This window comes from Arthrobacter sunyaminii, assembly GCF_018866305.1.
GTDB classification, from domain to species: domain Bacteria; phylum Actinomycetota; class Actinomycetes; order Actinomycetales; family Micrococcaceae; genus Arthrobacter_B; species Arthrobacter_B sunyaminii.
This window is the reverse complement of sequence record NZ_CP076456.1, coordinates 1,953,563-1,965,585: the sequence shown is the minus strand read 5'-3', so window position 1 is coordinate 1,965,585 and position 12,023 is coordinate 1,953,563. Positions and strand designations below refer to the sequence as shown.

Genomic DNA, 12,023 nt, shown 5'->3' with positions numbered 1-12,023 from the left:
CGCACTAGCTGGTGGAAGACACCCCGGCGAACAGGCGGCGTCCGGCAAGCTGCGCGCCTGCGCCCAGTGACTCGAGTTTCGCAGCGGCAATATCCGGATGGATCCGGCCGCCCAGACCGCAGTCGGTCCCGGCAATGACGTTCTCCCGGCCCACGAGCCCGGCAAAGCGTTCAATGCGCTGGGCTACCAGTTCCGGATGCTCCACCACGTTGGTGGCATGGGAAACGACGCCGGGAATCAGGACCTTGCCTTCCGGCAGCTGCCTGTCGCGCCAGATGGTCCATTCGTGCTCGTGCCGGGCGTTGGCTGCTTCAAAGGAATAAGCGCCGGCGTTGATGCCCAGGACCAGGTCCACGATGGCGCTGAACTCGATGTCGGTGGTGTGCGGTCCGTGCCAGGATCCCCAGCACACATGGAATCGGATCTGCTCCTCCGGCAGCCCGCGGAGGGCATAGTTCAAAGCCTCAACGCGGATTTGGGTGAACCGAAGGTAGTCTTCCACGCTTGGCTCGGGATTGATCTGGTCCCAGTTTTCGGCAATGGACGGATCATCGATCTGCACAACAAGACCGGCTTCGACGATGGCCCTGTATTCCTCCCGGAGGACGTCGGCCCACGCGTAGATGAATTCTTCTTCACTGCCGTAGTAGTCATTGCCGATGCGGCTGGCAGATCCCGGCGACAGCGCCGTGATAAATCCGGTGGGAAGATCGGCGGCTTCCAATCCTGATTTGAGGTTGTCAATGTCGCTGGCCAAGGCCGCGTGGCCGGTATAGCTGATGGGTCCGGTGGCTGTGGGAAACGAGGTGGCGTTCCTGCCCAGGTGAATTCCGCTTTCCGGATCCGAATAAGCTGCAGCGAATCGGGTCCAGTCCCTCCTGTCAGCGAACGACGTCAGCCGGACGTTTCCGGGTTCACTGCGCAGCGGGCCGGCAGTGATGGGATTGAACTCGGTGAGTTCCAGACCTGCGGTGCGCTGGAAGCTGTATGTCCACCACGCCCCGTAGTCCACCGCATTGGACATCGCCTTGCCGTATTCGCCGTCGCCCGGAATGGTTATGCCAAGATCCTTTTGCCGCTGCACCAGATCGATTACCGCTCCGGTAAGCAACCCGTCGAATTCGGAGGTTCGTTCCAGGGTGAACCCGTCGTCTGCGAAAGTGCGTGCGGCGTTGGCTGCAATCAGTTCCGGCGTCCGGGGCAAAGAGCCGGCGTGGGTGGTGGGAATGTGATCATGCGTCATGGGGCTTCCTTCCATCGTTCCTGCCGTTAGCACCTTTCCGGAAAGGAAGTTCCGGGGGAAGCTGCAGCGTCGCGGAGGCAGGTCTCTCAGCTGCTCTGGATGGTGTGGGTAAAGCTTTATCCACTGGCAACGCGTGGGGCGCCCCCTCCCCGGCGGGTGCCGGGTGCCGTGCGGAGGGGCTCACGTCCCAGCATGCACGTGCAGGCAGCCAAATCCCAGTGGCGCGTTATATGACGCCCGGAAGCCGACATATGGCGGAATGTTGCGCTGGTTTGGCGTCCGGACAGACCACGGCTGGAAGCCACAGCAATGACCTCGGATCTGAATCAATGATCCGAGGTCCCTCCGGCGCAGCCCTGCGGAACCGCCCCAAACGTTCAGCTCTGGGCAGCGTTGTACGCGTCCCGGATTTCCTGGCTGATGCGGCCGCGCGCGCTTGGTTTATAGCCGTTTGCAACAGCCCATTCACGAATCATTCGGCTGTTGTCGCTGCGCGGCGCACTGTCGCGCCGGGAGCTGCGCCCGCTGGAACCGCCCCGCAGACGGCGTCCGCTGGAGATATAAGGGCTCAGCTTTTCCCGAAGCTCAGCCGCATGCTCCGATGTCAGGTCCACTTCATACTGGGCCCCGTCCAGGCCGACTTTCACCGTTTCCTGAGCGTCTTCACCGGTAAGGTCATCAATCAACAGAACTTGAGTTTTCTGAGCCACGTGGTTTCTCTCTTTTCCGCTAATTCTGGACCACCCCTGCCAATCAGTTTAGTCAATCGGCTTCCCGGGAATAGGCTGCCGGGCACATTTTGCTTTCAGCCGGCACAAGTAATTCTTCGCGGCGGTTTCAATGCCCCGGGCGATTCGGTCAGAGTATGCGCAAAACGGATTCCGTCCCCTTGCTTTGCACAACGGGCATCCGCGGCCCGGAATGCCCGGGTCCTGCACTGCGCGGGCGTTTAGTGGATGGTCACGCCGTCGGGCAGTTCATTGGTGGGCCGGCGTACAAAGAAGGACGCAGCCAGGGCCACCAGCGAGATGACCGCACCCCAGAAGAATGCAGTGTGCACACCGGCCGCAGCGGCCGGAATGCCCGCCATTCCGTCGTTGACCGCATCCGTGGTTCCGGTGGTCATGAGGGTGATGAAGACTGCTGTGCCCGCGGCACCGGCCAGCTGCTGAAGCGTATTGATGATCGCACTGCCGTGGGAGTAGAGCGATTTGTCCAGGGAGCCCAGGGCCGAGGTGAACAGTGGCGTGAAGATGAAACCCAGGCCGGCGTTGAGCAGGCAGTGGAGCACGATTACTACGGGCACGGGGCTGGACTCGTCCAGCGTAGTCATGCCCCACAGCGCGCCGCTGAGCACCAGTGCACCGGGGATCACCAGCGGGCGGGGACCAAACTTGTCGAAAAGTCCTCCCACAATCGGGGAAAGGATCGCCATGACGGCACCGCCGGGCAGGAGCAGCAGACCGGTGTTCAAGGTGCTGAGGCCCAGGACATTCTGCAAATAGAGCGGAAGAACAATCAGGCAGCCGAACAGCGCCATCATGCTGACCAGAACCAGGACTATGGCAACGACAAAGGGCTTGCTGGCGAACGTGCGAAGGTCCATCAGCGCCCGGTCCGTGCGCTGGAGTACCAGCTGGCGGAAAACAAATCCGGCCATGGCCAGGGCCCCAATGGTCAGGGGAATCCACAGCGGCATCAGGGCCTCGCCCTGGGCGGCTTCGCCGATGCTGCTCAGGCCAAAGATCAGTCCGCCGAAGGCCAGAGTGGACAGCACGATCGAGAGCGCATCAAAGGGAACCTTCTTGGGTTCGGTCAGGTTTTGCACCTTCAGTGCACCCACCACGAGGGAGAGCACCGCGATCGGCAGAACCAGCCAGAACATCCAGCGCCAGTCCAGGGCATTGAGGATGATGCCTGAAACGGTGGGGCCAATGGCGGGGGCGACGGCGATGACGATGGAAATGGTGCCCATCATGCGTCCGCGCCGGTGGGCCGGGACGGCGTTTAGCACCGTGGTCATCAGCAGCGGCAGCATGATGGCGGTCCCGCCGGCCTGAATGATACGGCCGCAAAGCAGCGTTCCGAACCCCGGGGCCAGTGCCGCGAGCAGTGTTCCCGCGCTGAAGAGCGACATGGCGGTCATGAAGAGGCCGCGCATGGAGAACCGCTGGAGCAGGAACCCGGTGGCGGGGATGACCACGGCCATGGTCAGCATGAACCCGGTGGTTAGCCACTGGGCCGTACCGGCGGTGATATTCAGATCAGCCATCAGGCGCGGCAGCGCAACGCTCATGATGGTTTCATTCAGGATTACCACGAAGGACGAGACGAGCAACAACCCGATCACGGTCTTGGTGCGCGGGTCCAGGGCGTCGGGTGCGGCCGGTTTACGGCTTTTCGATGCGGTGGACGACGGCGGCGCGGAAGTGGCGACGGAAGACGGGTTATTACTCAAAAGGGTGGAGTCCTGTTCACGGTGTTGGGCGTTTAAAGCGGGTCTGGCCAGGGGTGCAATCCTATGCGGGCCCCTACGGGGACCCGCAATCGGACGCAACCGGCCCCTCGGCTGGATTATTCCCGCACCTGCCGCAGTGCGGCACGTGTGGCCACGGCGATGGAGCCCAGCCCAAGTGCCGCCGTCGTCCCTGCCAGTGCGAGGAATATCCCCGGAACAATGGTGGGAACAGGCTGCCCGGAAACGTTGAAAGCGATGCCGATCAGCGGCGGCAGGGCGAGCAGGCTTCCCAGCAAAACCGCGGTTGTCACCATCAGCGCAGCCTCCACGCCGGTCATACGCCGCAGTTGCCGGTCCGTGGCCCCCAGCGCACGCAGCAGCATGAGCTCCGGGCGCCGGCGGGCGGTGGCCATGACCAAGCTGTTGACCACGGACAGACCGACATATCCCAGCAGGACCAGCAGGCCAACAACGGAAATCCAGGACTCAGAACTTCGTTCGGCAGCCCCGGCAGCACCCAGCGCGTCACGGTCCAGCATCGTCAGCCCCAGGTCTTCCATGGCGGCACTCAGCCCGCCGGTATCCGCACCGGAGTCCGCAGTGATCAGCACATAGTCGTTGAGTGCCGAGGTGGTGTGTTCCCGCAGGGTTCCGTTGTCGATGGCCAGATCACCGAATCCCAGTCCCCGCTCATAGGTTGCAACAACGACGGCGGCAGCCTCGGTACCGTCCCCATAGTGGAAGGAAAATTCTTCGCCCACCCTGGTGCCTGAGGACCGGGCCAGGTCTTCGCTGAGCGCTACGGTGCCGGGCTCTGCCAGCCGTTCCAGTGAACCCTCACGGGTGCCCAGATCCAGCGTTGAAAACAGGTCCTGTTCGCCCAGCCCGGAGATCATGTACGCCTCCACGGTGTCTTCCATCCCCAGGAAGGTGGTTTGCGCGAGAACCGCGGACCTGGCTACGGGTGTTGCGGCCTGCACGCCCGGCACTGCCGCAATCCGTGCGGCAAGATCCGCGGAGATACCGGCGGGTGCGGAGACCAGATAATCGGCCGTGATTGAATCACGAGACTGCTGCGCCGCTTCGGCCTCCACCGTGGGCGCCATGAATAACTGGACAGACCCCAGGGCCACCGCCAGAGCCAGCGGAACCATGCCGGCTGCCAGCCTCCGGGGAAAGGCAGCAGTATTGGCCTCGGCCAGCACCATGGAAGCGGACGGGCTGCGCCGCAGCAGCGGCCGTACCGCTTGGAGGACACCAGCCACAATCCGGGGGCCCAGGACTCCCGCCGCGATGATCAGCAGCAAGGCGCTTCCCGCGGCCGCCGTCAGGCCTGCCAGTCCGGGAACGGCCAGCGGCGTGAGTGCTGCAACCAGACCGGCGCCCAGCAGGACCAGTCCGGTAATGGTCCGCCGCCGCCCCAGTGCCTGGTTTTCGGTGACAGCTTCACGCAGGGCCGTGGTCGGTGTCGTCCGTACGGCTCCGCGGGCAGCCGCGAGCGAGGCTCCGGCAGCGGCAGCGACGCTCAACGCCATGGCCGCGAGCGCCGGGAGCGGACTGTAGGCCAGGGCAAAGCCTGCGGGAATAATTCCGCCGGTTGTAAATTGCCGTGCCAGCAGCTGTGCAAGCCAGAATCCGGGCAGTGTGCCCAGGAGCGCGGCGACTCCCGCGACGAGCAACACTTCACGCAGAATCAGCCCCAGGGTCTGTCGGGTTCCGGCGCCGACTGCACGCAGGAGCGCGAACTCCCGGCGGCGCGACATGATGGACAGGGACAGGGTTCCCGCCGTGACAAAGACAGCTGTCATGACCGCCGTCCCGGCCAGGGACGCGCTGAGCAGCAGCAACATGGACCGGCCGGCGGCACCGCCTAAGGCCTCCGCATCTCCGCGGCGCTCTCCGGTGTAGGCGACGACGCCGTCCACTTCCGTTTCGATGGCGGCTGCCAGTTCCCGGGGGTCAGCGCCGGGTTCCGCGATCACTCCAACTGTGGTGACGGCATTCCCGTGCGGCCACAGGGCTTCCGCGCCGGAGGAACTGAGGAAAGCTGCGGGTTCGCCGGACACGGCGCCCTTGCTCCCGGAACTCCCACCAGCTGCGACGGTACCGGTCACGGTGTACTGAGCGGACTCTCCCCCGTGGGACAGTTCAATGCTGGACCCCGGTCCTGTCCCAAAGGAGCCGTCCAGCACGACCTCGTCCGCTGCCTGCGGAGCCCGGCCGGACACCAGCGTGTAGGGTGCCAGCGCCGCCGAATCCCACGCGGCTGCCTCAATACGCTGCCCGCCGCCGGTAGCCAGCGGGATGCTAACGTTCCCTACCGCCCGCTCCACCCCGGGCACCGAAGCAATTTCGGCCACCTTGTCTTTGGGAAGCAGTACGCGCTCGGGAAAGGGCACGGCAATATCCTCAGGCACGGGCATGGACTGCGGAGCTCCGATGACAACGTCGGCACCGGCCAGGCGCTGCGGAGCGGTACCGCCGCGCAGTCCCGATTCGATGAGGACCCCCATGCCGGTCATCAGCCCCGCGCACAGGAACACGGCAACAAAGACACCGGCAAAACCGCCGCGGTTGTGCCGGATGGATGACAGAGCAAGTGCAAACATGTTCACCGCTCCCCCAGGTAGGCCACACGCTCGGTGATGTCCCGGACGCTGGCATTGGCCATACTGCCGTCCAGCTGCCCGTCGGCGAGGAAAAGGACGTTGTCCGCCGAACAGGCCGCCGCCGGATCATGGGTCACCATGACCACGGTTTGGCCAAGATCGGTCACAGTGTGCCGCAGCAGGTCCAGGACCTGGCGGGCGGCGGCGGAATCCAGGGCACCGGTGGGCTCGTCCGCGAAGACGGCCTCCGGGCGTGTGATCAGGGCCCGCGCGATTGCTGCCCTCTGCTGCTGTCCGCCGGACAGTTCCTGCGGCTTCCGCTCATCGAGCCCGGCCAGTCCCACAGCTTCCAGAACGTACTTGAGCCAATCCCGTTCCACGCTGCGCCCGCCCAGCAGCAGCGGCAGGGTCACGTTGCGGACGACGGAAAGCTGGGGCAGCAGGTTGTAGGACTGGAACACAAACCCGACGTGGTCGCGGCGGAAAGCCGGCAAGGCCCTCCTGCGCAGGCGGGACATGTCAGTGGATCCCAGCAGCACCCGTCCGCTGTCCGGGGTGTCCAGTCCGGCGGCGCACTGCAGCAGCGTGCTCTTGCCGGAACCGGAGGGTCCCATGACGGCGGTAAAGGTTCCGGCCGGCACCGACAGGGAGACCTCACGCAGGGCCGGAACGCGGGCGTTTCCGGTGCGGTAGCTCTTGGACACTCTCTCCAGCCGCAGAGCAACCGGTCCGGGGACTTCACTGGCATCGGTGTACATGGGAATGATCCTTCGTTCGGGGTCCAGCGGCCGGTTGCCGCTGCGTTTTCGCTGTCTACGACGCTACGGAGAAGGTGTTCCCGGTCCGATACAGCCAGCACCCCAATCGGAGGTATAGCTGGCTATACCCCCGCTGGAACCGGAGCAGGGCATAATCGAGCAGGTGAAGCTTCCTGCCCGTGCCAGCCTGGAGACCCGTCTGAGCGCCGTTCGTTTCCTCCTGCGTGAGGCGATGTCCTGGCCCGCTTCACTGGGAGTCCTTGTAGCCGCCGTCGTCCTGCTTCCGTTCCTGCCCCTGGGCGTGGGCTTGTATCCCGTTCCCCGCCTTTTGGCAGCCCTGAACCTGCTGGCGTCCCGGGCGCAGGCCCGTGCGGCCGCCTACAGCTGTGCCGTCGTGCCCTTTGACCGCCGCCGGCTGGAGGACAGATACACCTTCGGGGAGCTGGCGGTGCTGGTGAGTGCGCCCGAAACGAAGCGCGACGTGTCCTGGCTGTTGTTCCACGGGGCTTTCGCCCTGCTGTCCGGCTGCCTGGCCGTGGCGCTGCCGCTGGCCGCGGTGCTCTACGTATTCGCGGCGCCGTTATGGGTGCTGTTTCCCCCGGCGACGCCGCTTGAGCTGGCCTTTCCGGTGACCAGCTGGCCTGCGGCAGGAGCCACCGTCCTGCTGGGCCTGATCTACGGATATGCAGCGTGGCTGCTGCCTCCGTGGCTGGCGCGGCGGCTCAGCGGCGGGACGCTGGCCATTCTTTCGCCCCGCCGGTATGACGAGCTCTCCCGCAGGATCCAGGATCTCTCCGCTGCCCGCGCCAGCGCTCTGACCGCCCATGCCGCTGAGTTGCGCCGAATCGAAAGGGAACTGCACGACGGCGCCCAGAACCGGCTGGTGGGCGTGGTGATGATGCTCGGGCTGGCCCAGCGCGCAGCGGAGAGCGATCCCGCCGCCGCAGCGCCGTTCATCAGCCGCGCCCAGGACGCCGCCACCGAGGCACTGGCCGGCCTGCGCGAGGCCGTGCACGATATCTACCCGCCCATCCTTGATGAGCTGGGCCTGGGCGGAGCTGCTTCAGCACTGACCAGCCGCTCTCCCATTCCGTGTTCCCTGGACGTGCACGGCCTGCTGCGCGCTCCTGCGGCTGTGGAATCAGCTGCTTACTTTGTGCTGGCCGAGGCGCTAACCAATGCGGCGAAGCATTCGAATGCGTCGCGAATCGACGTGGTCCTGCGCACGGAGGCCATACCGCGCGAAGATGTACTGGTGATCCGGGTGAGCGACGACGGCGACGGCGGGGCTGCAGTTCCGGCGTATGGTGCAGTGCCCGGCGCCAGCACCGGTCCCGGCCCCGGGGCCGGCAGGGGCACCGGGCTGGCGGGAATTGCCCGCCGGGCCTCCGCTTTTGGCGGCAAGCTGATCCTCAACAGTCCGCAGGGCGGACCAACCGAGCTAAGGGTGGAACTGCCATGCGCCTTCTGATCGCCGAAGATGATGCCCTTCTGCGCGCCGGACTGGAGCTGTTGCTGAAGGGCGAGGGTTTCGAGGTGGTCGGCTCGGCCGACAACGCTGAGGACCTGCTCGCTGCCTTTGAGCCGGGGAGCGCGGACGGGGCGGTCCTCGATGTCCGGATGCCGCCGTCGTTCACTAATGAGGGGCTGCGCGCCGCGCTGGAGATGCGTTCGCGGGTACCGGACTTTCCGGTCCTGGTCCTGTCCTCCTATGTGGAGGACAGATATGCTAGCCGGCTCCTGGCCTCCGGTGCGCAGGGCGTGGGCTACCTGCTGAAGGAACGTGTGGGCAAGGTGGGCGATTTCGTGGACGGCCTGAGGCGTGTCCTGGCCGGCGGAACGGTGATGGACCCGGAAGTCATTGCCCAGCTCTTCAGCCGCCGCGGCACGCAGGACCCGGTGAGGTCGCTGACTCCGCGGGAGTTCCAAGTGCTGGGGCTGGTGGCCGAAGGACTCGGCAACACTGCCATTGCCCAGGCCATTTCCGTTTCCGAAACCGCCGTCAGCAAGCACATCGGCAATATCTTCGCGAAACTCGGTCTTTCTCCGTCCGACAGCGGCCACCGCCGGGTTCTGGCCACATTGGCGTACCTTCGGTCCTAATTGCCTGGGATTTACGGAAAGCATTTGCCGACCCAAGCATTTTTTCTCCTGTGCACCCCGCCTGCACTCTGGACAAACGTGTCATCGGACTGTTCCGCTGATCCTTCCCTCCAGTCCGCTGCTGCACAGCTAACAGGACAGGTAGGCTAAAGAGTGCCCCGGTCCCGGTTGATGCATACCCGGTCCGGCAAGATGACGAGGAAGAGATGAATATGCCAGAGCTTCAAGGGAACGATCCCGACAGTATTCGCCAAGAATTCGGTTACCTCACCGTCGCGGAAATCCTGCAGCTCTGTGCCACCCAGAAGATCCTGGACCCTTCATCCACACTGATTTCCCGCAAAGCACAGCTGGGCGAGGGTAATGTGTTTTATCCCGGAACCGTTATTGCCGTCGACGAACAGAGTTTCTGCGTCATTGGAGACCGGAACATCTTCTATCCGGGCACTTTCCTGTCTGCGGAGGACGGCGGAATGCTTCTGCTTGGCTCCGAAATCACCCTGGGGCCGGGCGGCGTCCAGCTCACGGCGGGCCGGTCGGATGCTGTTGCAGTGGGCGACCGCGCCCGGCTCACCCACGGTGCCGTCGTGACGGGAAGGTCAGTGCTTGGCTCCGGATCGCAGATCGTTGGCGCCGTCCGTGCAGAGTCAGTGGTGCTGGCCGACGGCGGGGACCATGCCTCGCTGCCGGCCGAGAAGCGCGGTTCAGTGCTGAAGGGTTCCGGTGTGGCCCGCGGGCTCCGGCTTGCACCCGGTGACCTGGTGCACGGATTCGGGGAGTTGACCTCCGCCACGCTCGAGCGCCAGACGGATTCACCCGACTAACGCTCCCCTGCGGGCTGATCGCGGGGATCCGCCCGCTCGCCCTATCCCCCGGTTTCCGGGGGCTCGGCGGCCTATTGTGCCACCGACCACCCATACCACACAGCGGCGCCACTCACACGCCTGTGCGACCTTCGTTACTAAATAGTTATCTTCCCGTAATCCGCTTGTACTGTTGATGCCAAGCCGTTACCTGAAACGGCGCCCTTGACTTGTTACCTAGCTCTGCCGCTGGTCAAGGTCCACAGATTTCACACTTCGGCAGAGGCGGGGGAACCACTTACGGGTTCCTTGAATCCTTGGGGTTAAGTCAGCCGAGGTTTCTTCGGCGGACCGGATGACTCCCATCCGCATCCGACAGCTCACCTCGCAGGTATCGGGAGAGGTAACTCTAATGTTGAACAATACTCGTGGACGCCACCGTGCCGGAAATATCGGACTGTTGGCCGCAATCGCAAACACCGCAAGCAGCAAGGCCCGCACCGTGGGCAGCGCCGCTGCAGTCATGGCGGCAGGCTCCGGCCTGGTGCTGAGCATGGCCGGCCCCGCCTCGGCAGGCGTCATCGCCAACGACTCAACCGAGTCTTACAGCGCTCCTGCGGCTGTCGCCGCACCCGTGGAAACTCCGGCACCCGCCGCAGTCTCCACCGCGTCAACTCACGTTGTCCAGTCGGGCGACACCCTGAGTGCAATTTCAGCCACCTACGGCGTCAGCCTGGACAACGTCCTGGCACTGAACGGCCTTTCGCTGGAATCCATCATCTACCCCGGTGACGTCATCACGTATGCCGGAGGCGCTGTTGCTGAGGTAGCTGAAGCTGCCTACGCCGCACCCGCCGAAGCTGCCTACGCCGCACCGGCTGAGGCCGCCTACACCGCACCGGCTGAAGCCAGCCCGGCCGCAGCCGACTTCAGCACCTTCAGCACCCCGGCGTCCTCCGTGACCCCGGCTGCTTCCACGGGTGCAGCTGTCACCGGCACGAACTCCATCATGCTGAACTCCGCCTACGCCCAGATGGGCGCCGCCCAGGACTGCACCGTCCTGGTGGAGGTTGCCCTCCGGGCAGCCGGCCACTCGGTGGGCGACCTGGCACCGGCACAGCTGGCTGCTTACGGAACCCCGGTTTCTGACCCCCAGCCCGGCGACATCATCTACTACGCCGACGGCGGCATGGGCCTTGCCCACATCGCCATCTACGTTGGTGACGGCCAGGCCATCCACAGCGGATGGAACGGCAACCAGACTGTCCAGCAGAGCGCCAACGTCGGTTCCGGCGCTGTCTACTACCGCGTAGCGTAATCACGCAGCAGTAGCTCCTAATGGGGCGCAGGAAGCGAACGGACCTGCGCCCCGATAAAGGTAAGAGAACGCCCGGCCAAGTGGCCGGGCGTTCTCTTTTTGGTTAGGGCACGCACCCGGTTGGGGTGCGCCGGTGGACTGAAAAGTCAGGCCGCGGGCTCGTTCTCAGTGTTTTCGTTTTCATCGTTCCCGCCGTCTTCATGGTGGTCACCATCGCTGTGTCGGTCCCTGGCCGGGCGGTCTTCATCCGGGGCGCCATCGTCGAACTTGCCATCGTGATGGCGCCCGGCGTGCCCGCGTTCCGGTGCATCCTCTGTGGTGCCGTCGTCAGTGGTTCCGTCGTCGGTGCCTTCCTCGACACCCTTCTTGTCTCCGTTCCCCGGCTCCTGTCCGTCGCCCTGGGCTTCACTGTCGTCGCCACGCATCTTGTGGTCACCGTCAGGCATACCCTTTTCCGGCTTGGAATCAGAGTCCTGGTCCGTGTCCGGGTCCTGCTGGTTTTCCTGCTGTTCGGTCACTGACGCCTGTTCCTGGTCAACGCTGTTGTCACCAGTGGCCAGTCCGGCAAAGAAGGCACCAACCAGCAGTGCCAGACCTCCCACGACACCAAGAATCCAGCCGAGCGGGCCCCTGACCTTGTCCCGGAAAGCCATTGTGTTTACTCACCTCCAATAGTGGTTTACCTACACAACTATTTTCGGAGCTGATTCTTCGAGGATTCTTAGACTTCC

The 12,023-nt window shown here is 64.5% G+C and carries 10 protein-coding genes and 1 riboswitch; of the genes, 4 read left to right on the top strand and 6 right to left on the bottom strand.

Features of this window, described 5'->3' with window-relative positions; translation table 11 throughout:
- Positions 1–4: 4 nt before the first annotated feature.
- From KG104_RS08775 to KG104_RS08755, 5 genes are all read right to left on the bottom strand, one after another.
- A complete protein-coding gene (locus KG104_RS08775) occupies positions 5–1,243 on the bottom strand; it encodes a cobalamin-independent methionine synthase II family protein (protein ID WP_207346765.1) in 1,239 nt (412 codons plus the stop codon).
- Between the two features lie 377 nt (positions 1,244–1,620).
- Positions 1,621–1,953 carry a histone-like nucleoid-structuring protein Lsr2 gene (locus KG104_RS08770; RefSeq protein ID WP_104054379.1) on the bottom strand — a complete coding sequence of 111 codons (333 nt, stop codon included), beginning with the start codon at positions 1,951–1,953 and terminating at the stop codon, positions 1,621–1,623.
- Positions 1,954–2,192: 239 nt separating this feature from the next.
- Positions 2,193–3,701 carry an MDR family MFS transporter gene (locus KG104_RS08765; RefSeq protein WP_372434094.1) on the bottom strand — a complete coding sequence of 503 codons (1,509 nt, stop codon included), beginning with the start codon at positions 3,699–3,701 and terminating at the stop codon, positions 2,193–2,195.
- Positions 3,702–3,817: 116 nt separating this feature from the next.
- Complete coding sequence (locus KG104_RS08760) at positions 3,818–6,310, bottom strand: FtsX-like permease family protein (RefSeq protein WP_207346764.1); 2,493 nt, start codon at positions 6,308–6,310, stop codon at positions 3,818–3,820.
- 2 nt (positions 6,311–6,312) lie between these two features.
- Entirely contained in the window at positions 6,313–7,068 is a 756-nt protein-coding gene (locus tag KG104_RS08755; protein WP_104054382.1) for an ABC transporter ATP-binding protein, read from the bottom strand.
- Positions 7,069–7,231: 163 nt separating this feature from the next.
- On the opposite strand from KG104_RS08755, the gene KG104_RS08750 reads away from it, so the two are divergent.
- From KG104_RS08750 to KG104_RS08735, 4 genes are all read left to right on the top strand, one after another.
- Positions 7,232–8,539: a sensor histidine kinase gene (locus tag KG104_RS08750; protein WP_207346763.1), complete on the top strand. Its 1,308-nt coding sequence runs from the start codon at positions 7,232–7,234 to the stop codon at positions 8,537–8,539.
- Positions 8,527–9,171 carry a response regulator gene (locus tag KG104_RS08745; RefSeq protein WP_104054383.1) on the top strand — a complete coding sequence of 215 codons (645 nt, stop codon included), beginning with the start codon at positions 8,527–8,529 and terminating at the stop codon, positions 9,169–9,171. Before KG104_RS08750 ends, KG104_RS08745 begins: the two co-directional genes overlap by 13 nt.
- A 212-nt stretch (positions 9,172–9,383) precedes the next feature.
- Positions 9,384–9,995 (top strand): hypothetical protein, encoded by a 612-nt coding sequence (locus tag KG104_RS08740; RefSeq protein WP_207346762.1) that lies wholly within the window; start codon positions 9,384–9,386, stop codon positions 9,993–9,995.
- 236 nt (positions 9,996–10,231) lie between these two features.
- Positions 10,232–10,382, top strand: a riboswitch (cyclic di-AMP (ydaO/yuaA leader).
- Positions 10,383–10,434: 52 nt separating this feature from the next.
- On the top strand, positions 10,435–11,292 hold the full coding sequence (locus KG104_RS08735; RefSeq protein WP_237686811.1) for a C40 family peptidase: 858 nt from the start codon (positions 10,435–10,437) through the stop codon (positions 11,290–11,292).
- Between the two features lie 146 nt (positions 11,293–11,438).
- Here KG104_RS08735 and KG104_RS08730 read toward each other — a convergent pair whose 3' ends face one another.
- Positions 11,439–11,945, bottom strand: a complete 507-nt coding sequence (locus KG104_RS08730; protein ID WP_207346761.1) for a hypothetical protein — start codon at positions 11,943–11,945, stop codon at positions 11,439–11,441.
- Between the last annotated feature and the right edge of the window lie 78 nt (positions 11,946–12,023).

Bases quoted from the DNA above. Each gene is read 5' to 3' on its own strand.
- KG104_RS08775 (WP_207346765.1), bottom strand. From the start codon at position 1,243: ATGACGCATGATCACATTCCCACCACCCACGCCGGCTCTTTGCCCCGG.
- KG104_RS08760 (WP_207346764.1), bottom strand. From the start codon at position 6,310: ATGTTTGCACTTGCTCTGTCATCCATCCGGCACAACCGCGGCGGTTTT.
- KG104_RS08755 (WP_104054382.1), bottom strand. From the start codon at position 7,068: ATGTACACCGATGCCAGTGAAGTCCCCGGACCGGTTGCTCTGCGGCTG.
- KG104_RS08745 (WP_104054383.1), top strand. From the start codon at position 8,527: ATGCGCCTTCTGATCGCCGAAGATGATGCCCTTCTGCGCGCCGGACTG.
- KG104_RS08740 (WP_207346762.1), top strand. From the start codon at position 9,384: ATGCCAGAGCTTCAAGGGAACGATCCCGACAGTATTCGCCAAGAATTC.
- KG104_RS08730 (WP_207346761.1), bottom strand. From the start codon at position 11,945: ATGGCTTTCCGGGACAAGGTCAGGGGCCCGCTCGGCTGGATTCTTGGT.